At 71.2% G+C, this 22,933-nt stretch carries 17 protein-coding genes; 6 read left to right on the forward strand and 11 right to left on the reverse strand.

Annotated features, from left to right (window positions below; translation table 11 throughout):
• Positions 1–127 precede the first annotated feature (127 nt).
• From ABD240_RS12475 to ABD240_RS12480, 3 genes are all read right to left on the reverse strand, one after another.
• Complete coding sequence (locus tag ABD240_RS12475; RefSeq protein WP_291796964.1) at positions 128–523, reverse strand: type II toxin-antitoxin system VapC family toxin; 396 nt, start codon at positions 521–523, stop codon at positions 128–130.
• Positions 520–750, reverse strand: a complete 231-nt coding sequence (locus tag ABD240_RS17130) for a FitA-like ribbon-helix-helix domain-containing protein (protein ID WP_425547018.1) — start codon at positions 748–750, stop codon at positions 520–522. The genes ABD240_RS12475 and ABD240_RS17130 overlap by 4 nt, the downstream gene beginning before the upstream one ends.
• 201 nt (positions 751–951) lie before the next feature.
• On the reverse strand, positions 952–3,123 hold the full coding sequence (locus ABD240_RS12480) for an NHL domain-containing thioredoxin family protein (protein WP_344337582.1): 2,172 nt from the start codon (positions 3,121–3,123) through the stop codon (positions 952–954).
• Between the two features lie 291 nt (positions 3,124–3,414).
• Between ABD240_RS12480 and ABD240_RS12485 the strand changes: the two genes are divergently transcribed.
• The 3 genes from ABD240_RS12485 to ABD240_RS12495 all read left to right on the forward strand — a co-directional run bounded on the left by ABD240_RS12485 (position 3,415) and on the right by ABD240_RS12495 (position 6,227).
• Positions 3,415–4,404, forward strand: a complete 990-nt coding sequence (locus tag ABD240_RS12485; protein WP_291797844.1) for an LLM class flavin-dependent oxidoreductase — start codon at positions 3,415–3,417, stop codon at positions 4,402–4,404.
• A gap of 199 nt (positions 4,405–4,603) precedes the next feature.
• Positions 4,604–5,293, forward strand: coding sequence for a Fic family protein (locus ABD240_RS12490; protein WP_291797841.1), 690 nt, complete (start codon positions 4,604–4,606; stop codon positions 5,291–5,293).
• Between the two features lie 52 nt (positions 5,294–5,345).
• On the forward strand, positions 5,346–6,227 hold the full coding sequence (locus tag ABD240_RS12495; protein ID WP_344337585.1) for a YggS family pyridoxal phosphate enzyme: 882 nt from the start codon (positions 5,346–5,348) through the stop codon (positions 6,225–6,227).
• A 130-nt stretch (positions 6,228–6,357) separates the two neighbouring features.
• Here the strand turns inward: ABD240_RS12495 and ABD240_RS12500 are convergent, their stop codons facing one another.
• The 8 genes from ABD240_RS12500 to ABD240_RS12535 all read right to left on the reverse strand — a co-directional run bounded on the left by ABD240_RS12500 (position 6,358) and on the right by ABD240_RS12535 (position 17,901).
• Positions 6,358–7,950, reverse strand: coding sequence for a class I adenylate-forming enzyme family protein (locus ABD240_RS12500; protein ID WP_291797835.1), 1,593 nt, complete (start codon positions 7,948–7,950; stop codon positions 6,358–6,360).
• A gap of 62 nt (positions 7,951–8,012) precedes the next feature.
• Positions 8,013–8,900, reverse strand: a complete 888-nt coding sequence (locus ABD240_RS12505) for a TetR/AcrR family transcriptional regulator (RefSeq protein ID WP_291797833.1) — start codon at positions 8,898–8,900, stop codon at positions 8,013–8,015.
• Between the two features lie 22 nt (positions 8,901–8,922).
• A complete protein-coding gene (locus ABD240_RS12510) occupies positions 8,923–9,843 on the reverse strand; it encodes an enoyl-CoA hydratase-related protein (RefSeq protein ID WP_344337587.1) in 921 nt (306 codons plus the stop codon).
• Entirely contained in the window at positions 9,840–12,077 is a 2,238-nt protein-coding gene (locus ABD240_RS12515; protein ID WP_344337589.1) for an ATP-binding protein, read from the reverse strand. Before ABD240_RS12515 ends, ABD240_RS12510 begins: the two co-directional genes overlap by 4 nt.
• Positions 12,078–12,085: 8 nt before the next feature.
• On the reverse strand, positions 12,086–13,681 hold the full coding sequence (locus ABD240_RS12520; RefSeq protein WP_291797824.1) for an acyl-CoA carboxylase subunit beta: 1,596 nt from the start codon (positions 13,679–13,681) through the stop codon (positions 12,086–12,088).
• 136 nt (positions 13,682–13,817) lie between these two features.
• Positions 13,818–15,074, reverse strand: coding sequence for an acyl-CoA dehydrogenase family protein (locus tag ABD240_RS12525; RefSeq protein WP_344337592.1), 1,257 nt, complete (start codon positions 15,072–15,074; stop codon positions 13,818–13,820).
• Positions 15,071–17,089, reverse strand: a complete 2,019-nt coding sequence (locus ABD240_RS12530; protein ID WP_344337594.1) for an acyclic terpene utilization AtuA family protein — start codon at positions 17,087–17,089, stop codon at positions 15,071–15,073. Before ABD240_RS12530 ends, ABD240_RS12525 begins: the two co-directional genes overlap by 4 nt.
• Positions 17,086–17,901: a TIGR03084 family metal-binding protein gene (locus tag ABD240_RS12535; protein ID WP_344337596.1), complete on the reverse strand. Its 816-nt coding sequence runs from the start codon at positions 17,899–17,901 to the stop codon at positions 17,086–17,088. Before ABD240_RS12535 ends, ABD240_RS12530 begins: the two co-directional genes overlap by 4 nt.
• Before the next feature lie 292 nt (positions 17,902–18,193).
• On the opposite strand from ABD240_RS12535, the gene ABD240_RS12540 reads away from it, so the two are divergent.
• The 3 genes from ABD240_RS12540 (at position 18,194) to ABD240_RS12550 (ending at position 22,915) form a co-directional block, all read left to right on the forward strand.
• Entirely contained in the window at positions 18,194–19,846 is a 1,653-nt protein-coding gene (locus tag ABD240_RS12540; protein ID WP_344337598.1) for an acyl-CoA synthetase, read from the forward strand.
• A gap of 116 nt (positions 19,847–19,962) precedes the next feature.
• Complete coding sequence (locus tag ABD240_RS12545) at positions 19,963–21,129, forward strand: acyl-CoA dehydrogenase family protein (RefSeq protein WP_344337600.1); 1,167 nt, start codon at positions 19,963–19,965, stop codon at positions 21,127–21,129.
• An 82-nt stretch (positions 21,130–21,211) separates the two neighbouring features.
• Positions 21,212–22,915 (forward strand): class I adenylate-forming enzyme family protein, encoded by a 1,704-nt coding sequence (locus ABD240_RS12550; protein ID WP_344337602.1) that lies wholly within the window; start codon positions 21,212–21,214, stop codon positions 22,913–22,915.
• Positions 22,916–22,933: the final 18 nt, after the last annotated feature.

Consider the following 22,933-nt stretch of genomic DNA (forward strand, 5'->3'; position numbering starts at 1 on the left):
GTCCTGAGAGATGAAGTGTCACCGAAGTCCTGAGGCAGAACTGTCACCAAACTCCTGAGACATCACAAGCGGCCGCCCATCACGGCCGCTGCGCAGACGTAACTTGCGGGGCGGAGCCGCACGGGGTTCACGTGATCAGGTGGACCCGCGCACTGTGCCCGGGGGCATGCGCGAGGCGCGCATCCGTCGTCAGCAGCTCCAGATCGAGAAGTTCGGCCAGTGCGACATAGCTCGCGTCGTACGCGCTCAGGTTGGAACGCAGCTGCCACGTCCGCTCCGCGAGGAGTGTGTGGTCGAAGTAGCGGATATTCAGATCCTGAAGCAGAGCCCGCGCTTCCTCTGCCTCCTCCAGCGTGGAGATCTCTGCCGCCACGCGCCTGCGAAGCACCTGCAGCGTCTCGACGACGATGAGCTGGGGTGCAGCGATCTGCCACTGTGCGTCCTCCAGCCTGGCCGCGACACGATGCGAGAGCGGGAGCGCCAGAAGCAGTTCGACCGCTGCCGACGTGTCGAGAACGATCACCTCGAATCGCGTTCCGCCCGCGTCGACTCTGCGGGAGTCTCGCCGTTGTAGGGACGGATCGGACGTGCAGCGAACTTCGCCCGCAACTCACTGGGGCTCGGTGCCGCGACGGCACGTCTCAGCTCATTCAACGCCAGGTCCGAGAGTGTGATCCCCTCCGCCGCCGCACGCACTTTGAGCTTGCGATGCAGGTCGTCAGGCACGTTGCGCACTTGTATCATCGTCATGCTTCAATGATGCCTTCATCAGAATCACATGCACAAGAGTTTGCACGCCTCCCGCAAGTTACGTCTGCGTAGCGGCCGTGCTGAGCGGCCGCTACGCAGACGTAACTTGCGGAGGAGGGGGCCGGAGGGCTCGGGGTTCCAGTGGGCCCGGGCCCGGGGTTCTGGGACCCGGAGATGCCAGACCGTCCAGAGGAAAGAGCCTCAGTCCGTGCCGCGGAGGTCCAGACGGAGCGCCGTCTCGCCGCCGTCCACCAGATTCACCGGGATGCCCCAGTCCTGCTGGTAGAGGTGGCAGGCCGCGTGCAGCGGGATCTCCCCGCCGGGCTCACCGTCGCACGCCGCCGCGCGCACCGTGATGTGCAGGACTCCCGAGGTGATCTCCGGGTTGAACCGGACGGTGCGCGTGAGCCCGTCCTCGCCGCCGGCCCCCTCCGCGATGAGCTCCGGCGGGGTCGAGGACACCTGGAGGTGGGTGGGGTCGCCCCAGCGGTCGTCGAGCTTCTGCCCCTTGGGCACCGTGAACGCCACCTCGAGGTCGAGGTGCCCCGTCCCGATCTCCGTGGCCGGACGCGAGGACTGCTGTGCGCCCTCCGCCACGACCTGCGCCTCCTTGGGGATGGTCACCGCTGTGAGCTGGTGCGCCGCGGACTCCACCACGAGCAGGTGGGCCTCGCCTGCACCTGCGCCCTCACCCCTGGGAGTGCCCGTGCCCGAGGCCGCCGTGCCCACACCGGAGGCACCGGCTCCCGCGGGTCCGGTTTCGTCTCCCGCGCGGACGACGAGGATGTCGCTGGGCTCGGCGAGGCCGCGCGCCAGCGTCGTCACCTCGTTCTTCACCGGGTCGTAGCGACGCACGGCACCGTTGTAGGTGTCCGCGATCGCCACGGAGCCGTCCGGCAGCGCGGCCACTCCCAGCGGGTGCTGGAGGCGGGCCTCGGCGGCAGGGCCGTCCTGGAAGCCGAAGTCGAAGAGACCCACTCCCACCTGCGTCGACACCGCGCCCGAGGCCGGGTCCAGCGTGCGCAGGGCGGAGGTCTCCGAATCCGCGAGCAGGACCGAGCCGTCGGCGGCGAGCGCGAGGCCCGAGGTCTGGGCGAACCACGCGGTCTCGCCGGAATCGGCATCGCGCAGGCCCTCATTCATGGTGCCGGCGAGCTGGCGGATGCGCGCGGTCAGCGGGTCGAACTCCCAGAGGGTGTGGTTGCCCGCCATCGCGACGACGACCTTCTGGGTCTGCGGCACCCACAGGACGTCCCAGGGGCTGGAGAGCTTGATGCCGGTCGCCGGGGCGTCGAAGGGTGCCTGAGCTCCGGGCTCGTCGGTGACGTTGTCGTTGGCTCCCACCATGAACTGCGCGCCGGTGCCGGCCAGCGTGGTGACGGAGCCGGACTCCCGCCGGGAGGCGGCCTCGGCGGAGTCAGCCGCGGCAGGCGAGCCGGCCTCGGCACCGGCCTCCGTAGGCGCAACGCCCAGCCGGACGCCCCGCAGCAGATGGTTCACGGTGTCAGCGACCACGAGGTCGTACCCCAGCTGTTCCGCAAGCTCCCGCGAGAGTTCGGTGAGGCCACCGGGCTCGGAGAACTGCGCCTCCGCAAGCCCGCCGTCAGTGCTGCCGCGCTCCCCGGTGCCGATCCGCTGGAGGATCCGCGCTCCGGTGGGGTCGTACTCGACGAGGCTGTGGTGGCCGGAGTCCGCGACGAGGAGGTTGCCCTCGTGGCCGGGGACGTCGTGCAGGCGGATGACCTTGCCGGGGTAGGAGAGGTCGCGCTCGGCCGGCGCCGGCGGGACGTAGGGACCGTCGCCGCGGTGCAGGGTGCCCTTGGCCTCGTGTTCGGCGGCGAGGTCCTCGATGAGAGACGCGAGGCCGGCCGAGTGCCCCTCACCGGACAGCGAGGCGACGAGGTAGCCCTCCGGGTCGATGAGCGCCAGCGTGGGCCAGGCGCGGGCGGTGTAGGCCTGCCAGGTGACGAGGTCCGGGTCGTCGAGGACGATGTGCTCCACCTGATAGCGCTCCACGGCCTGGTCGACGGCCTCCACCGTGCGCTCGAACTCGAACTTGGGACTGTGCACGCCGATGGTGACGAGCACGTCCCCGTACTTCTCCTCGAGCGGACGCAGCTCGTCGAGGACGTGGAGGCAGTTGATGCAGCAGAACGTCCAGAAGTCCAGCAGCACGATCTTGCCGCGCAGGTCCGCAAGGCTCAGCTCCTGCCCGCCGGTGTTGATCCAGCGGCGTCCGGTGAGCTCCGGGGCGCGGAGGCGGGGGCCGCGGGAGCGGGGGGCCGAGGCGGACGGGGCTTCCTCAGCCGAGGTGGCCCGTGCCTCGCCGGGCGCGGTGGGGGCGGAAGACGCGGAGTGCTGCTGAGCGGTCATGCGGATGATTCTCCCATCCCCTGCGAACCGGAGGAACGGAGGCGGTCACGGTGGTTCACATGGAGAGCGCGGGGTCCGTCCTGGAGCTGCACCCCCGCCGCATGGCACACAGGAGACAGCGCCGTGGACGATGGTCGTCCGGATCCAGCGCTCATCCCCGTCGTCCGGAATACGGGAACCGTCGTCCGGGGTTGTTGCGGGGACAGAAGCAGCGCGCCTCGGCAGCGGCCGGCACAGGCCCACACCCGCGCGCAACAACGAATCCGCATCCAGGAAAGCAAGGCCCCCACCGTGTCCGTTCCCCTCAGCATCCTCGACCTCGTCTCCATCTCCGAGGGCGAGACCGCCCGTCAGGCCATCGCCGCCTCCGTGCGGGGCGCGCGGCTCGCGGACGAGCTCGGCTACCACCGGCTGTGGTTCGCCGAGCACCACAACACCGACAACCTCGCCGCCAGCGCCACCGCGCTGCTGATCTCCGCGGCCGCGGCGGCCACGGAGCGTATCCGGGTGGGCTCCGGCGGCGTGATGCTGCCCAACCACGCACCGCTCATGGTGGCGGAGCAGTACGGGACGTTGGCGAACATGCACGGGGACAGGATCGACCTGGGGCTGGGCCGCGCGCCGGGCACGGACATGATGACGGCGCAGGCGCTCAACCGCTCCTCGGCGGAGCCGCAGGCGTTCGCGCAGTCCATCTTCGATCTGCAGGGGTGGTTCGGGCCCGAGGGGCAGGCCCACAGCGTGCCGATCCGCTCCGCTGTGTCCGCCGGGACGGAGGTGCCCATCTGGGTGCTGGGCTCCACGGTCAACGGCGCCTCCATCGCCGGCCAGCTGGGCCTGCCGTTCTCCGTGGCTTCCCACTTCGCCCCGGATCAGCTGGACGAGGCGATCGCGGTCTACCGGAACTCCTTCACCACGGAGGCACCCACCGCGCAGATCGAGAAGCCATACGTCATGGCCGGCGTGAACGTCATGGTGGCGCCCACGGACGCGGAGGCCGAGCGGGAGTTCACGGTGCTGGAGCAGATGTTCCTCGACATCCAGCGGGGTCAGCGCCGCAGACTCCAGCCACCGGTGGACCCGGCCGAACTCGCCGCACAGGGTGGCCGCGACCAGGCGATGCTGCGGATCAAGGCGGTGGGAGCCCCGGAGACGGCGGTGCACCAGCTGCAGGAGCTCGTCGAGCGGACAGGTGCGGACGAACTGATCCTCACGACGTACGCCTACGACTCCGCGGTGCGGGAGCGGTCCCTCCGCCTGCTGGCCGAGCACTGGTTCTGAGGTCCGGCGGGTGCTGAGGTCCGGTAGGTGCTGACGCCTGGCGCCCTGGACAGCGTTTCGCACCTTCTGACGGTGTGCACATGTACACACGTGTGCACACCGTCAGAAGGTGCGAAACGCTGCTGTGAGGCTGCGGCATGGGAAGATGAGCCCGGCGCCCCCGATCGCAGACTGCATGAAACCGCATGAAGGAGGAACCGTGGAAGGTCTCACCCTCACCGACCTCACTGGCGTGGTCTACTCCGCGGGCAAGGTCTTCGACGGCCTGTCGAGCAATCGGCTCAGCACTGAGCGCTTCCTCGCTTCGAACAGCACAGACGGCATCAACTCCAAGCAGGACCTGTTCCTGTTGCAGGACCTCCGCGATGTCGCGACGACCGTGCTCGAACGAGCGGGGGCGCCCGTCGACGCCGATCTGCTCATCAGCCTCAACTCCCGGATCACGCGCTCGGGATCGCTCCATCCCGGCCAGTTCCGGACTGCGACGATGGGCATCGGCGTCACCACCGTCTACGGACGGCACAAACCGGTCGCAATCGACCGTGACGGACTGCAGGCCCTCATCGAAGGCAGCCTTGCCCGCGAGGATCCTGTTGCCGCGGCCATCGACCTCTTCATCGAAGTGGCCAAGGCGCAGCCGTTCCAGGACGGCAACAAGCGTTCTGCGCTCTTCGCCGCCAATGCCCATCTCATCGGCCACGGCACTGGTACTCTGCTCACGATTCCCGTCTCCGAGACCAGCCTGAAACCGGCGGAGCGCTTCAACGATCTGCTCGCTCGCGCGTACATCTTCGACGATCATGAGCCTGTGGCCGCGCTCCTGCGACAGGACGGCCTCGTCTCCCTCGACGAGATCGGCTCTCGCCGAACGCGGCACAGGGGTAGCTGATACCGCAGACACCACGGCGAAGCACGTGTTCCGCTCTGAGACAATGCGGACCATGACTGACGTTGACGCACTCCAGCCCGCTGAAGCACAGGCGATCCGCGACCGGCTCGACGAAGTCGCGGCGAAGGTGCGAACGGCTGCGAACGAGGCGCACGGTTCGCCCGAGGCCGTCCGCATCCTGCTCGCCACGAAGACCCAGCCGGCCGCACGGATCCGGGTCGCTCTGGAGGCGGGGTTCACGCTGATCGGGGAGAACCGCGTCCAGGAGCTCGTGGCGAAGGCCCCGGACCTGGCCGACGTGCCGCACGAGGCGCACCTCATCGGCCTCCTGCAGAAGAACAAGGTCAACCACACGCTGCGTGCCGGGGCCGCCTGCGTGCAGTCGATCGACGACGTCGCAGTGGCGCAGAAGCTCAGTGCGCGGATCGAGACCCTCTTGCACGAGGGCGCCGCAGCTCTCGCCGCCGAGGCGCCGGGAACCGTCCGCGGAACGTCGCCGGCCCAGAGCCTGGGCACCACCACGGGCACGGCCTCGGGTGCGGAGCACGCCGACCACATCACCAGCGGCATCGCCCCCGCGGGGGCCGTGGCACCCGTGCTCGAGGTGATGCTCCAGGTGAACACTTCCGGCGAGGAGTCGAAGTCCGGGGTCGCGCCCGCGGACGCCGAGGCCCTGGCCGAGCAGGTGCGCGTCCTCCCGCACCTGCGGATCAGCGGGCTCATGACGATCGGCTTCCCCGGCGCCACGGAAGCGGAGATCCGTCCCTCGTACGCCGACCTGCGTGAACTCTCCCAGCGCCTCCGCGAGACCGGCGCTCTGCCGGCGGACGCGACCGCACTCTCGATGGGGATGAGCGGCGACTACGCACTCGCGATCGCCGAGGGCGCGACGATGGTCCGGGTGGGTTCGAGCGTGTTCGGAGCGCGGAGCTGAGGTTCGTTCTGTGCCGATCCCAGTGCGGACCAAGGCTGCACGGCGCGGACCATCTCCGGCACAGACCGGCACGGCGCGAGCCGACACAGCCACAGCACAGACCTGCGCTGAGGCCTGCAGGCGAGGTGGCTCAGCCTCCGAGGTCCGTCTTGCGGATCTTGCCCGAAGGGGTGAGGGGCAGAGACTCGACGAACACGACGGAGTCCGGAACCTTGTATTCCGCGAGCGCCGTCCGGCAGGCGGCGAGGATCTCCTCTTCGTTCACCCCGTCAGGGCCAGGCCGATTTCCGGCTCGCTGAACGTACGCCCTGCCGGTCGCACCGTACTTCTCATCCGTCGTGCCCACGACCGCGACCATGCCCACCCCGGGGACCGCAGAGATGACGTTCTCCACTTCAGCCGGGTAGACGTTGTAGCCGCCGCGCACGTACATCTCCTTGCTGCGGCCGCGCAGGGAGATGCGGCCGGACTCGCTCATCACCGCGATGTCCCCTGTGCTCAGCCAGCCATCGGGGGTGAGCGTCTCCGCCGTCGCCTCCGGCAGCCCCCAGTAGCCCTGGAACACGCAGCCTCCTGAGATCTGCAGCTCCCCGGGGCTTCCTGCAGGCAGCGGGCGACCCAGCTCATCCGCCACCTGTGCGCGGAAGGCACCGATGGGAGCACCGATCGACGCGGACAGCTCCTCGTGTGAGACGCCTGCGGGCGAGATCACGCAGGCACCGGAGGTCTCGGACAGCCCATACAGGTTGGCGAGCCTCGCGTTGGGGAACCGCTCTGCGAGAGCGGCCGCGACGGCGGACTCGACGTTGGAACCGCCGATCACACAGAGCCGCACCGCTGAGAGGCGTGCGACCTTCAGCCTCTCGTCCTGGAGGACCATGATGTGCATCGTCGGCACGCCCACCATGACCGACAGCCGTCCGGCCACCAGCAGATCCGCAACGACCGTCGGATGGAACCGGGGCAGCATCTCGATCACGGTGCCGGCGAGCAGACCGCTGAGGACGGTGCAGGTGAGCCCGCCCACGTGGTTGAGCGGCATGATCCCGAGAAGGCGGTCCTCCTCCCCGAACCCGAACTCCTCCACCTGCGCAGCGGCGGAGGCGAGAAGGCTCGCGTGCGTGAGCACCGCGCCCTTCGCTCTGCCCGTGGTGCCCGAGGTGAAGAGGATGACAGCAGCATCGCCGGCGGAACCGCCCTCAGCACCCTCCGCGGGTGCGGGCGGCTCCGCGGGAGCTAAGAGCCCCGCACCGGTGCTGCACACCTGCTCGAAGGACACCTGCCCCGGTCGGAGATCCGAATCCTCGCCGATGAGCACCACCGTCTCGAGCTCGGGCAGTTCGGCCTCGGCGTAGAAGCCCGCAAGGCTGTACTCGCCTGAGCGTGCAGAGGAGACCACCGCCTTCGTCCCGGTGCTCGCGAGCATGTGCATGAGCTCGCCCTCGCGGTAGAGCGGATTGATCGTCACTGCGATCGCCCGGAGGCGCAGCACTCCGAAGAACGCGACCAGCCACTCCCGCCCGTTCTCGGCCGCCACCGCCACGCGGTCGCCGGGGCCGACTCCCCTCGCCGCGAGAGCGCGTGCGAAGCCCTTCGACTCCTCGGCGAGCCCGCGGAAGGTGAGCACCTCGTCCTTCCCCACGATGCGGACGAACTCCCTCTCCGGAAAGCGCTCCGCCTGCGCATCGAGAACCTGCGGGATCGTCATGTCAACTGCCGTCATCATCATCGTCTTCCTCCTCGTTGAGTTCTCGGATGAGCCGCCGGCACCGGGCGACGCCGTCGTCAGCCCGGGCTGGAACCGTCCGTCCGCCTGATCGAGCGCAGCTCCTCCGCCCAGAACCGGGCGATCTTGCGCCTGCGCGCGGAGTCGTCGCTGAGCACGTCCGCCAGCCCCAGCCCGCGTGCCAGGTCGAGAGTCGTCTGGATGAGGCGATGCGTCCGCTCATCGCTCACGTCCGCGCGCAGCGTGCGCACCGCCATGTCGTAGACGTCCTTCGCGAACTTCTGCTCGAGCGGCAGGATCCTCTCCCGCAGCGAGGGTTCGGCCGCCGCGGCCGTCCAGATCTGCAGGGCCGCCTTGAACAGGTCGGAGGTGTAGTAGTCGAGGACCTGCTCGACCAGCTGCTCGAACCGGTCCCCGCCGGGGAGTCCTTCGGGATCGCCGCCCGCCTCCTCGGACACGCCGCCGCCTGCCTCTGCAGCGGGTGCGACGCGGTCCTCGGCATCGCTCTCGAACCCCTCGCCCTCCTGCGGTGCGAAGTAGCGGGTCACCCGGTCCTCGAACATGTGCTCGAGCGCGGTCAGCAGCAGGCCCTCGCGCGTGGGGAAGTGGTGCTGCAGGGCACCCCGGCTCACGCCGCTGTGCTCGGCCACGACCGAGGTGGTGGTCGCCTGCCAGCCGCGCGTCGCCAGGCATTCGACGGTCGACTGCAGAATCCGCGCCCGGGTCGCCCGGCTCCGGTCCTGCTGCGGCGCACGCACGCCGCCGACCGGTGCCTGTCCGCCTGCCTGGCCGCTGGCCGCCCCCTGGCCGCCCGCCTGCACGCGGCTGCCCGGCGCCTCGCCTTCTCCCACCTGAGCGCGCGCGTCCACGACGCCGCCCGCGTCCGCACCGTCCTCGTGGGCGGTGCTGTCAGCGGAGGCGGGGTCGCGGCGCGTCGTGGTGGTCATGACCCCTCATCGTAGGCGGCGCTCATTCGCCCACGACCCACGGCGGGGCCTCCTTCGCGAGGAACGCGCCCATCCCCGCGCGGGCGTCGTCACTGAGGAAGAACGAGGCGGACAGGTCGAGCATCTCCTCCCCTTCCTCCTCCACGCGGCGCAGCACACGTCTGTTGACCAGCCGCTTCGAAGCCGCGAGCGCCGCCGGTGCCGCCTTCCGCAGGTCCCCGAGCACCTCCTCCAGCGCTTCTGCCAGCACCGGAGAGGCCGAGGCCGGGGGTGCGTCCGCCGCCGAGGCCGCGGTCCGTGCCGCTCCGGCACCACCCGACACCCCGCCTGCCGCCTCGGCGCCCGCCGGCACCGCGCGGGTGACGAAGCCTGCCGAGGCGGCCTCCGCAGCAGACACCGCACTTCCGCGCAGGAACCACTCCGCCGCCGTCCTGTCACCCAACCGCGCGAGTACGAGCGGAGCGATCATCGCCGCCACCACTCCGATCCGCACCTCGCTCAGGCCGAAGGTGGCGCGCGGCCCCGCCAGCACCACGTCACAGGCGGCGACGAACCCCATGCCGCCGGCACGCACATGCCCGTCGAGCGCGGCGATGACCGGCTTGGGGGACTCCAGCAGAGCCCGGCACACGTCCGCGGCCGCCCGCCCGCGCTCCCGCTGCTCCGCGGCGGGATCAGCAGGATCGGCGGAATCGCCCTCAGCCGAGGCCGCGCCCGCGCTGTCCTGCTTCCCCCGCTTCCCCCGGCTGAGGTCCGCACCCGCGCAGAAGGTGTTGCCCGTGTGCGTGAGGACGACGGCGCGGATGCGCGCATCCTCCTCCGTGGCCCTCAGCCCGGAGGCGATCCCCTCCAGCAGCTCCGGCGTGATCGCGTTGCGGTTGCGCGGCTCGTCGAGCACCAGGGTCGCCGTCGAACCGCTCACCTCGTAGCGCACCGGGCTCATGACCGTCCTCCCCGAGTCGCATCCGCGCCGTCAGCACTGCCCGCAGCACCAGCACTGCCCGCGGTGCCGGCGCCCTCCGCATGCACACCCTCCGCATCCGGGTCCTCGATGACCGCGAGCATCGTGCCCACGTCCACCTGGTCCCCGGCACTCACACGCAGCTCCACGAGCACCCCGTCCGCGTCCGAGCTGATGGTGTGCTCCATCTTCATCGCCTCCAGCCACACGATGGGCTGACCGGCGGAGACGGTCTGCCCCACTTCCGCACCCACGCGGAGCACGGTGCCCGGCATGGGTGCGAGCAGGCTGCCGGGTGCTGCGACCGCGCTGGGATCCGTGTAGCGCGGCGCCTCCTCGAGCCGCAGCGCCCCCGCGGGGGAGGACACCATGACGCTGCGCCCGCGCCGGGACACCGCGTACCGGCGTTCGACGCCGTCCACGCTGAGCCGCACACTGCCGGGAGCCGCCGCGACGACGCGGATGTCCGCGCCTGCAGGCAGGCTCTCCGGGTTCACCTCCCAGGCGTCCCGCCGCTGGCGGTACTCGACGGTGATCTCCTCACCGTCGACGGTGAAGGTGCGTGAGCGCCAGTCCGCGTGGAACAGCCGCCAGCCGCCCACCGCGGGCCGGGGGTGGTCCTGTGCGATCGCGAGTGCGAGCGCCTCCTCGCCGCTCACCGCACCCGTGCCCGCCGTGGACACCAGCACGTCCCCGGGCCCTGCGACCGCACCTGCCGCCGCTGCCGCACCCGAGGCCACCGCGGCCGCGACCGCCGCGGCGGCCACCGCCGTCTCATCCGCGCCGGAGCCGAACACCTCGGGATGGTCCTCGAAGTACCGGGTCGTCGTCTCCCCCGCGAGGAACCCCGGCTCCCGCAGCACCGCCGCGAGCAGGTCAGCATTGGTGCGGGGCCCGTCCCAGCGCATCGACTCCAGACCGGAGGCCAGCACGTGCGCGGCCGCCTGCCGGGTGGGGCCCACACCGATCACCTTGGCGATCATGGGGTCGTAGAACGTCGTGATCGTCTCCCCCGCCTCCAGTCCGGCGTCGAGGCGCAGCGCCGGCCCCTGCAGACCGGAGCTCTGCCGACCCACACCTTGCGGGCCGGAACCCTGCACCCCGCCCGCGCCCGGAACCGCGAAGGCGACGTCCGCCCCCGGCACCGCGAAGGCATGGACCGGACCGGACTGCGGCTGCCAGTCCTCGTCCGGGTCCTCCGCGTAGAGGCGCACCTCGATGGCGTGACCCGAGGACTCAGGCTCCTCCCCCGTGAGCGCACCGCCGGCGGCGATGTCCAGCTGCAGGCCCACGAGGTCCATCCCGGTGGTGCATTCCGTGACCGGGTGCTCCACCTGCAGGCGGGTGTTCATCTCAAGGAAGTAGAAGGAGCCGTCGTCCGCGGCGAGGAACTCCACCGTGCCCGCACCCACGTAGCCGATCCGCTCCGCCGCACTGCGCGCCGCCTCGTAGAGCCTGGCCCGCATCGCGGAGCCGTGGCGCTCCACGAGAGGTGCCGGCGCCTCCTCGACGACCTTCTGGTGGCGGCGCTGCACCGAGCACTCGCGCTCCCCCACCGCCCACACCCGGCCGTGGGAGTCCCCGAACACCTGGACCTCGATGTGGTGGCCCTCCGGGATGTAGCGTTCGCAGAACACCGTGGCGTCGCCGAAGGCGCTCGCGGCCTCCCGCGAGGCCGATTCCACGGTCTCGCGCAGGTCCGCGAGCCGCTCGACCACGCGCATGCCGCGGCCGCCGCCGCCCGCGGAGGCCTTGACCAGCACCGGCAGATCCGCCTCCGTGATGACCTCGGGCTCCAGCTCCGTGAGCACCGGCACACCGGCCTCGGCCATGAGCCGCTTGGACTCGACTTTGGATCCCATCTGCTCGATCGACTCGGGCGTGGGACCGATCCAGGTGAGACCGGCCGCGAGCACGGCCCGGGCGAAGTCCGCGTTCTCGGAGAGGAAGCCGTAACCGGGGTGCACGGCGTCCGCGCCCGCACTCAGGGCGGCCTCGACGACGAGGTCCCCGCGCAGATAGGTGTCCGCGGGCGAGGTGCCGGGCAGGCGCACGGCGGAATCCGCCTCGGAGACGAAGGCGGCGTCCGCGTCCGCATCGGAGAACACGGCCACGGTGCCGATCCCGCGGGCCCGGCAGGTGGCGAAGACACGGCGGGCGATCTCGCCGCGGTTGGCGACGAGGACCCGGGTGAGGGGAGAGGGCTGAGCAGTCATACCGGCGATCACATCCTGAAGATTCCGTAGGTGCGGTCGGACTCGACGGGTCCGGTCGCGATGGCGGAGAGCGAGAGCCCCAGCACGGTGCGGGTGTCCCGGGGGTCGATGATGCCGTCGTCGTAGACCATCCCGGAGAGGAACAGCGGCAGGGACTCCGCCTCGATCTGCTTCTCGATCGCCGCGCGCCGCAGCTCGTTCTTCTCGTCGTCGAAGGGCAGACCGCGCGCTTCCGCCGAGGCCTTGGCCACCGAGGTGACGACGTCCGCCAGCTGCGCCCCTCCCATCACCGCAGACTTGGCAGAGGGCCACGCGAAGAGGAAGCGCGGGTTGTAGGCGCGTCCGCACATCCCGTAGTGGCCGGCACCGTAGGAGGCGCCGATGAGCAGCGAGATGTGCGGCACCGTGGAAGTGGAGACCGCGTTCACCATCATCGAGCCGTGCTTGATGATCCCGCCCTCCTCGTACTTCCGGCCCACCATGTAGCCGGTGGTGTTGTGGAGGAAGAGAAGGGGGGTGCGCTGCCGGTTGGCGATCTGGATGAACTGGGTGACCTTCTGCGCCTCCTCGCTGAAGATCACGCCCTTGGAGTTCGCGACGATCCCCACCGGGTAGCCGTGGATGCGCGCCCAGCCCGTCACCATGCCGGAGCCGTAGAGGGGCTTGAACTCGTCGAAGTCGGACCCGTCGACCACCCGGGCGAGAACCTCGCGCGGGTCGAAGGGGATCCGCAGGTCCTCCGGCACGATGCCCAGCAGCTCCTCGCCGCTGTGCAGGGGGGCGGCGACCGGTCCGGGCGCCGGCCCCTCCTTGCGATGGTTGAGCCGCGCCACGATCCTCCGGCCGATGCGCAGGGCATCCTGCTCGTCACGGGCGAGGTAGTCGGCCAGCCCGCTGGTGCGCGCGTGCATCTGAGCACCGCCCAGGGACTCGTCGTCGCTCACCTCACCGGTCGCGGCCTTCACCAGCGGCGGGCCGCCCAGGAACACCTTGGACTGCTGCTCGATCATGACGACGTGGTCGCTCATGCCCGGCTGGTAGGCGCCGCCCGCCGTCGAATTCCCGAACACGATCGAGATGGTGGGGATGCCCGCCTTGGACATCTCCGCGAGGTGCCGGAAGGTGGCGCCGCCGGGGATGAACACCTCGCTCTGCGTGGGCAGATTGGCGCCGCCGGACTCCACCAGGCTGATCATCGGCAGCCGGTTCTCCATCGCGATGTCCTTGAGCCGCAGCTGCTTCTTCAGCGTGCGCGGATTGGTGGTGCCGCCGGCGATCGTGGGGTCGTTGGCCACGATCATGCACTCCACGCCGGAGACCACGCCGATCCCGCCCACCACGGAGGCGCCCACCGGGAAGTCCGAACCCCACGCGGCGTACGGGCACAGCTCGAGGAACGGCGCATCGCGGTCCACGAGCAGGTCGATCCGCTCCCGGGCAGTGAGCTTTCCTCGCTTGCGGTGGCGCTCCACCGCCTTCTCCCCGCCCGCGGCGGCGAGCTGCGCGTTGACCTCGTCGAGCTCCTGCAGCTTGGCGCGCATCGCCGCAGCCGCAGCCGCGTACTCCTCCGCCCCGGTGTCCACTGCGGTCGTGAGTGCAGTCATGCTGTGTGCCCCTGTTCGTCGTTCCGTCCCGTGTGGGCCAGTACCTGCGCACGGCCTCTTCCCTGCGCCGCCGGGGCGTCTTCTCGTCCCAAGTGGGCCAGTACCTGCGTACGGCCTGCCCTCAGCGCCCGGCCCGTCATCCCGTGTACCCCAGGCGCTTCGCCGCCAGGGTGGTGAGGATCTCCGTGGTGCCCCCGCCGATCCCCAGGATCCGCGTGTCGCGGTAGATCCGCTCCACCTCGGATTCCGCCATGTATCCCATGCCGCCGAACAGCTGCACGGCCTGGCTGACGGTCCACTCCGCGGCCTCGACCGCGGTGTTCTTGGCGAAGCAGGCGGCGGCCACGAGGTCGAGCTCATCGCCCTGGCCGGCGCTCAGCAGCTCCGCACCCGCCTCCGTCCCGCCCATGCCGGCCCCGCCCGAGGCCGCCCTCGCCCGGTTCTGCGCCGCCGTGTCCCAGCGGCGCGCCACCTCACGCGTGTACACGCGCGCCGTGTCGATCCGCCGCGTCATCTCCGCCAGCGTGGACACGACGGTATCGCGGGTGATGAGGGGCTGGCCGAACGTCACCCGGTCCCGGCACCACTGGAGGGCGAGGTCGAGGGCCCGCTGGGCGCCGCCGTAGGCCTGCGCCGCCAGCCCCAGCCGCTCGCTCACGAACGCCTGGGAGATGTAGGCGAAGCCGACGTTCTCCTCGCCCACGCGGAGGGAGACCGGCACGCGCACGCCGTCGTAGTGCAGCTCTGCGGTGTCGGAGGCGTGCCAGCCCATCTTCCGCAGCCGCTTCGCCACCGTGAAGCCGGGCGTGTCCGTGGGCACCACGATGAGCGAGACGCCCTTGGAGCCGCGTCCGCCCGTCCGTGCGGCGGTGACGACGAAGTCCGCGCGAACGCCGGAGGTGATGAAGGTCTTCTCCCCGGTGAGCACGTAGTGGTCGCCGTCCCGTTCCGCGCGGGTGCGCAGCCCGCCCACATCGGAGCCGCCGCCGGGTTCCGTGAGCGCGAGGGAGCCGATGAGCTTCCCTTCCAGCGTGGGCCGGACGTAGGCGTCGATGAGCTCGGGAGTGCCCGCCTGCACGAGGTGGGGGAGGCTGATCCCGGAGGTGAAGAGCGAGGCGAACGTCCCGCCGGACATGCCCGCCTGGTGAGCGGCCTCCGTCACGGCCACGCTCGCGCGCACGCCGCCTCCGCCGCCGCCCACCTCCTCCGGATAAGCCGCGCCCAGGAGACCCAAGGCACCGGCCTGCTCGTGGAGACTGCGTGGGAGTTCACCCGCCTCCTCCCATTCGTCCTGGTGGGGGAGGACGTGGGTGCGGACGAAGCCGGCGGTCGTCTCCGCCAGCGCCGCGATCTCCTCATCGCCTGCGAGCTCGTGCGTGTAGGTGTGGGTCACTGCGCTGTGCCTTCCTGTGTGAAGAAGTCGTCGAGGGGAACCGGGCCGGCGGTGGACCCGTCCGGCTGCACCAGAGCTGCGGGCACCAGGTCCGCGGGAACGTCGACGCGCCTGCTCCGCAGCCATTCCGCCAGCCCCTTGGCCTGCGGGTCGAAGCGTGCGCGGTAGGCCACGCCCTCGCCCAGCAGCCCGTGGACGGTGAAGTTGAGCGCCCGCAGCCCCTCCAGCTCCACCCTGTCGATGTCCAGGTGTGCCGTCTCCGGCAGCAGCTCGCGGAGCCGGGCGGGCGCGAGCTCCGCGCGCAGCCACTGCCACACCGCATCCGTGCGGGCCCAGAGGCCGATGTTCGCACTGCCGCCCTTGTCGCCGCTGCGCCCGCCGGCCAGATGCCCCAGCGGCACCCGCACCGTGCCCACAGGGTTCGCGGACGCGGGGGTCGCAGGTGCAGGGGCCCCACCACCGAGGCCGGAGTCCTCCGCGCTCCCGGGGTCGCTCTCGCCACCTGGGCTGTCGCCGAGGCCGGCACCGGTGTGGCCGTCCGGACCGGTCCCGGTCGTCGCAGGGGCAGACCCTGCTCCTGTGCCCTCGCCGCTCTCCGCGGAGCCGGCCTCACCCACCTCGGGCGTCCCTGCGCTGCGCACGTCCGCCTCCGTGGACAAGAGCGCCCGGGTGTCCGCGGGTGGGTCGATGACGGCCTCGGTCCCGTCGGGGAGGTGCACGGTGTGGACCGGCACGTCCTGCGGCACGGACTCCGGACGGAAGCGGCCGTAGACGGAAGCCTCCCCGGGCGGAGCTCCCGTGAAGAACCCGGGCACGGAGCCGAGGGCGAACTCCACGGCGAGGTTCGCGAACGACCGGCCCACCGTCTTGGGGTCGGGGTCGCGGGCCACGAGGGTGAGCCGCGCGGTCGCCTCCTCCTGCTGTACGGCGTCCTGCCGGTCCGTGCGCGCGAGGTTCCACGCCATCTGCGCCGGCCGCGGCAGTCCAGCGGCCTCCAGGCCGAACTCGAACTGACTGCGGATCAGCTCCGCCTTCGCCTCCGCGTCCAGGCCGGTGAGCTGGAAGACGATCTCCTGGCGGAAGCCGCCCACCTCCGTGACGGAGACCTTGAGGTCCGGCGGCGGCGCCTCGCCGCGGACGCCGCTGATCCGCACGCGGTCCTCGCCGAGGTCCGTGAGCCGGATCGAATCGAGCCGCAGGGTGGCGTCCGGGCCGGCGTAGCGCGCTCCGCCCACCTCGTAGAGCAGCTGGGACAGCACCGTCTCCGCCGTGACCGCTCCGCCGGTGCCCGCCGGCTTGGTGATGACGGAGGAGCCGTCCGCGGCGATCTCTGCGAGGGGGAAGCCGGGCCGGCGGAGGTCCGCGATCTCGCGGAAGAAGGAGAAGTTCCCGCCCGTGGCCTGCATGCCGCATTCGATCACGTGGCCCGCGGCCATCGCCCCGGCCAGTGCGTCGTGGTCGTCCCGGCTCCAGCCGTGGAACCACGCGGCCGGGCCGGTGGTGAGAGCGGCGTCCGTGACCCGGCCGGTGACCACCACCTGGGCGCCGCCCCGCAGCGCCTCCGTGATGCCCCAGCCGCCCAGATAGGCGTTGGCCGCCAGGGGCGTGCCCAGCCCCAGCTCCTCGGCGCGGTCCGTGAGGTCGTCTCCGTCCACCCACGCCACCGGCACGTCGAATCCCGCCTCCGCCGCCTGCTCCCGGATGAGGCGGGCGAGCGCCTGCGGGTTCATCCCCCCGGCGTTCGCAACCACGCGGGTGCCCGCCGCGACGATCCGCTGCAGCGCCCCGCGCAGCTGCGCGGGGAAGGTCCTGGCATAGCCGGCCTGGGGGTCCTTGGCCTTCTGCCGGGCGAGGATGAGCATCGTGAGCTCCGCGAGGTAGTCGCCGGTGATGACGTCCACGCCGGCCTCCAGCATCTCCTCCCAGGCGGAGAGGCGGTCGCCGTAGAAGCCGGAGACGTTGCCCACCCGCAGGGGGCGGCCGTGCTGCGCCGTGCCGTCCGTGTGTGCGCTCATCGTGCACCTCCCGCTGCGGCTGTCACACGCTCTCCCGGCGCCGGCCCCTGCGTGGGGCCTCCCGCGAAGGCCTGCGCAATCTCCAGCCACGCCTGCGCACCCTCGCCCTCGGCGGCGAGCTCCACGTCCGCGAGGTTCCGCCGCTGCGTGACGACCGCGGCGAAGCCCCAGGCGGTGCCCGTCACCCGGTCCGCGGCCTCGGCGGGCCCGAACACCAGCGGCTCCTTCCCCGGCAGCTCCAGCTCCACCCGCACCTCGGCCTCCGGGGCCTCGAGTCCGCGGGAGGCGAAGGAGAAGCCGCGCGTGCGCACGCCCAGCCGGGCGACCGCCGCGAGAGCCGGCCCGGCGGGCTTGGGCACGGCGAGCGCGTCGTGGACGTCCAGACCGTGCGCCCAGGTCTCCATGATCCGGGCGGTGACCATCGACAGGGGGCGCATGGGCGGCCCGAACCACCGCAGCCGCTCCCCCGGGTCGGCCTCCCGCAGTGCCGCGGCGAGCCGGTCCCTCCCCTGACGCCAGGCCGCGAGCAGCTCCTCCTGCGGCAGTGCGGCCAGGCGATGGGCCTCACTGTCCACGAACCCGGAGGCTCCTGCCTGTGCCGCAGCACGCAGGAGTTCGTCGAAGGCGGGATCACCGGTCACGGACTGCAGCGCTGCCGTGTCCGTCCAGTGCAGGTGCGCGATCTGGTCCGCGACCGTCCAGCCCGCCGCCGGGGTGGGCGTCTCCCACTGTGCGGGCGGCAGGCCGGAGACCAGGGCGTCGAGCTGCGCGGTCTCCTGTTCCAGCAGGTCGAGTGCGGTGGTGAGGTCCATGCGGAGGTGCTCCTCTGGGTGGGTCAGCGTCGACTCGGTGAGGCCGGCGGGCGTCCGCCCCGCGTCCTCGCAGTGCGGTGATCCGTCCGTGCCGTTCGCCACTCACTGTGGCACAGTTCAGATGAACGATCAATCTGGATTGATTGTTTTCATGGATTGCCCTAGCGTGTTGCCTGCATCACAGTGCGGACCCGGGTCGTCATGCGCGGCGAAGCGCAGCCCACGGGGCCGCGACCCGCGCTGCGGCATCGTCCGCAGGCTCCCGCGCATCCTCGATTCGAAGGAGAATCCCGTGAGCGTCCCCCTGGGCACCTGGCCCGCCATCCACGCCCATCGCATCCCCGACCGTCCCGCACTCGTCGACGGCGACACCGGCCGTCTCGTCACCTACGCGGACCTGGAGGAGCGCACCACGCACCTGGCCACCGCGCTGCGGGAGCGGGGCGTGGGCCCCGGCGACCGCGTGGCCGTCCTCAGCCTCAACTGCCCGGAGATGCTGGAGCTCGTCTTCGCCGTCGCCAAGCTGGGTGCGATCACGGTGATGCTGAACTTCCGGCTCACGGCTGGCGAGATCGCGTTCATCCTCAAGGACTCCGGCGCCACGCTCCTGTTCGCCACCACCTCGCTGGAGGAGACGGCCCGGACCGCCGCGGAGGATTCCGAGGTCCGGGAGATCCTCACCCTGGCGACCGCTCAGGAGCGCCGGGACGGCGTCCGCGCGGGCTTCGACGCGCTGCTGGACTCCGCTGCGGGCCCCGATGCCCCGGACCTGCCCGAGGTCGACCCGGAGTCGCCCGTGGTGCTCATGTACACCTCGGGCACCACCGGCAGGCCCAAGGGCGCGATCCTCACCCACTCCAACCTCTTCTGGGTCTCGCTGTACCACAACAGCATCGAACGCGGACTGAACCAGCTGGACGTCAACCTCGCGGTCGCACCGCTGTTCCACATCGGCGCGCTCGCGGTGTACACGCTCCCCGGCGCGTACTGGGGTGCCTGCACCGTGGTGCTGGAGTCCTTCGACCCGGAGACGTGGGCGGCCGCGGTCGAAAGGCACCGCGTCACCAAGGCCTTCGCCGTGCCCGTCATGTGGGGCGCCGTCCTGCAGTCCGGGGCCACGGACAGACACGACGTGTCCAGCCTGGACGTCGCCATCTCCGGCGGTGCCCCGTGTCCCCTGCCCGTCATCGAGGGCCTGCTGGCCAAGGGCGTGGCCTTCACGGAGGGGTTCGGCCTCACGGAGACCGCGGCGGCGGCCTCGATGCTGCCCTCGGAGTTCGTGCGCTCCCACGCCGGGTCCGTGGGCCGGCCCATGCCGCACGTGGAGTTCCGCGTGGTGGACGCCGCAGGCGAGCAGGTGCCCGTCGGAGAGGTGGGCGAGCTCCTCGTCCGCGGCCCCTCCGTCTCCCCCGGCTACTGGAACCGCCCGGATGCGAACGCGGAGGCGTTCCGGGACGGCTGGTTCCACACCGGGGACCTCGCCCGCGTGGACGCTGACGGCCTCTACCACCTCGTGGACCGGAAGAAGGACATGGTCATCACCGGCGGTGAGAACGTCTACCCCATCGAGGTGGAGCAGGTGCTCTACGGCCATCCCGCCGTCGCGGAGGTCGCCGTGATCGGCGCGCCGGACGCGCAGTGGGGCGAAGCGGTCACCGCGGTGGTCGTCCGCGCCGAGGCGAGCGCGGGTAAGAGCGCAGGCTCGGCGGGGACGACCTCGGGCGCGGTGGATGACGAGACCGGGGCGGCCGGCGGGGCAGGGGCAGCCGCGGACGAGGCCCTCGCCGCCGAGCTCACCGCGTTCGCCCGGGAGAGGCTCGCCGGCTTCAAGGTCCCCAAGCGCTTCGTCTTCACGGACGCCCTCCCCCGCACCGCCACCGGCAAGGTCCGCAAGGTCGAGCTGCGCTCCGCGGTGGGCGGACAGGAGTCGATGGTGAGCCGCTGAGACCCGCGCAGACGCGGGGGCTGCCCTCCTCCTATGGAACCCGTCGCGCGCCCACCCCGGCCGGACACCCCCACCCCCGCACAGACCGTGAATCACACCCCGGAGAGGACATCACAGTGACAGCAGAGGCACACACGAACACGGACACCGAGGACATCGAGGAGTTCCGCACCAGCGTGCGGGCGATCCTGGAGAAGGAGATCGCCTCCCGGATCGACGAGTGGGAGGCTGCGGGCGCGTTCGACGCCCACGAGCTGTTCCCCCGGTTGGCGGAGCACGGCCTGCTCGGCCTCGGCTACAGCCCGGAGGACGGCGGTGAAGGCGCGCCGCTGGAGTACCAGATGGTCCTCGCGGAGGAGCTCGCCCGCTGCGGTGCGGCAGGCGTGAGCATGGCGATCAACGTGCAGATGCACATGGCCACACCCTCGCTCGCCCGCTTCGGCACCCCGGAGCTCAAAGAGGCGTACCTGCGTCCCGCCCTGCGCGGAGAGCAGGTCGCCGCGATCGCCGTCACGGAGCCGGGCTCCGGCTCCGACGTCGCCGGACTGTCCACCCGCGCCCGCCGCGACGGCAACGACTGGGTGATCACCGGCCAGAAGATCTTCATCACCAACGGCGCTCAGGCGGACTGGTTCTGCATGCTCGTGCGCACCTCCGACGAGGGCGGACACCGCGGCATGAGCCAGATCATCGTGCCCCGGGACACCCCCGGCTTCGAGGTGGTGCGCGTCCTCGACAAACTGGGCAACCGCTCCTCCGACACCGTGGAGCTGCGGCTGGAGGATGCGCGCGTGCCCGTCTCGAACACCATCGGCACCCCCGGTCGCGGGTTCCAGCAGCAGATGCAGCAGTTCGTCATCGAGCGCCTCTCCGCGTGCTTCTCCGCCGCGGGCTCCGCCGCCCAGGCGCTGGAGCGGACGCGGGACTACCTGCAGACGCGCACCGTGTTCGGCGCTCCGCTGGCCACCCGTCAGTACCCCGTCTTCCGCCTCACCGAGCTCTCCGCCCAGCTGGACCTGCTCCGGGCGCTCAACGAGAAGATGTGCCGCAAGCTGGGCGCCGGTGAGGACATCACCCGCGAGGCGACCGTCGGCAAACTCACCGCGGGCAGGCTGCTCCGCGAGGTCGCGGACGCGGCCGTCCAGTACCACGGCGGCCTCGGCTACATGGAGGAGAACTGGACCAGCCGCTTCTACCGCGACAGCCGTCTCGTCTCGATCGGCGGCGGCGCCGACGAGGTCATGCTGCAGGTGCTGGCGAAGCTCGACGGCTACGACCTCTGAACCCACCACCCCTTCAGGGACTCATCCCTCCAGGACTCCCCCTCCCAGGACCAGGACTCCCCCTCCCAGGAAAGGACCCTCCATGCGCGCGGACACCAGCAGAGTCGACCCCCAGGACCTCAACCTCGCACGCCGCAACACCGTGGGCGACGCCCTCACCCGCACGGCGGACAGACTGCCGCACAACATCGCCGTGGTGGACGGCGAGCGCCGCATCGACTACGCCACGCTCGAGCACGACTCCGAGGCCGTGGCCCGCGGCATCCTCGCGCTCCCCCACGCGCCGGAACAGGGCGAGCCCGTCGCCGTGCTCATGACGAACTGCTACGAGTTCCTCCCCGTCTACTTCGGCATCGCGAAGTCCGGGCGGGTGGCCCTGCCCGTCAACTACGGCCTCGCGCCGGAGGACATCGCCTGGATACTCACGGACGCCCAGGCCCGCACCGTCGTCATCGACGAGGCCCTGCTGCCCCTGCTGACCGCGGCTGCGGCGGCCGGTGCGGAGGTGGAAACCGTCGTGGTGCGGCGGACGGCGGGCGCGGCGGAGGCGGCCGAGGCCTCGGGCGCCTCCCCGCTCGACTCCGGCCTCCCCGGAGCCCGGACCGTCGACCTCGCGGAGCTGTTCGCCGCCGAGGTGGGCGAGGAACTGCGGATCCTCATCGGCAGCGACGACGTCGTCCAGTGCCTCTACACCTCCGGGACCACCGCGAACCCCAAGGGCGCGCTGGCTGCACACAGTGCTGTCGTCATGGGCGCGATGACGAACGCGCTCCTGCTCGGCGGGGACTGGGGACGCACGCCGGGAACCATGCTCCTCGTCCTCCCGATGTTCCACGTGACCGCACTCAACACCCTGGCCAAGCCCGTCCTGTTCACCGGCGGCACGCTCGTCATCCAGCAGGGCTTCGATCCCGTCGCCGCGATCGACGCGCTGGAGCGCGAGCGCGTGACGACCTTCACCGGCCTGCCGATGATGTGGGGCGCGCTCGTGGCCGAACACGCCAAGCGGCCGCGCGACCTCAGTGCGATGGACACCGCCATGTACGCGATGGCACAGATGCCGGAGCGGATCCTCGCGGGCATGGACGCGATGATGCCCAACGCCAAGATCGTGCTGGGCTCCGGGCAGACGGAGGTGATCCCCGCGACGACCTTCCAGCGGCCCGAGCACCGGCACGGGAAGAACGGCTCGTGGGGCATGCCCATGCCCACCGTGCGCGTGCAGATCATGGGCCCCGACGGCGAGCTCCTGCCCACCGGCGAGACCGGTGAGATCGTCTACCGGGGCGGCCACGTCACGCTCGGCTACTGGAACCGGCCCGACGCCAACGAGGAGTCCTTCCGGCACGGCTGGTTCCACTCCGGGGACCTCGGGCACCTGGACGAGGAGGGCGTCGTCTGGTTCACGGACCGGGTCAAGGACATCATCAAGACCGGCGGGGAGAACGTGTCCTCGATGAAGGTCGAGCGCATCGTCGCGGATGCGCCGGGAGTCGTCGAGTGCTGCGTGATCGGGACCGAGCACGCGCACTGGGGCGAGGCCGTCACGGCCGTGGTGCTCAGCGACCGCGTGCCGCCCCTGGAGGGCGAGGGCTCGGTGGCGGATGGGAGCGTGAGTGCTCAGGAGCGCAGCCGGCGCGCGGCACAGGTGGAGGAGGAGATCCTCGCCCACGTGCGGGAGAAGCTCAGCGGCTTCGAGACGCCCAAGCGGGTGGAGTTCGTGGACGCGCTGCCCAAGACCACCACCGGGAAGATCAGGAAGAACGTGCTGCGCCAGCAGTTCTGAGGGGGCCGGCCGGAGCGC

Origin of the sequence: Brevibacterium salitolerans (assembly GCF_039531405.1) — a bacterium.
GTDB classification, from domain to species: Bacteria; Actinomycetota; Actinomycetes; order Actinomycetales; family Brevibacteriaceae; genus Brevibacterium; species Brevibacterium salitolerans.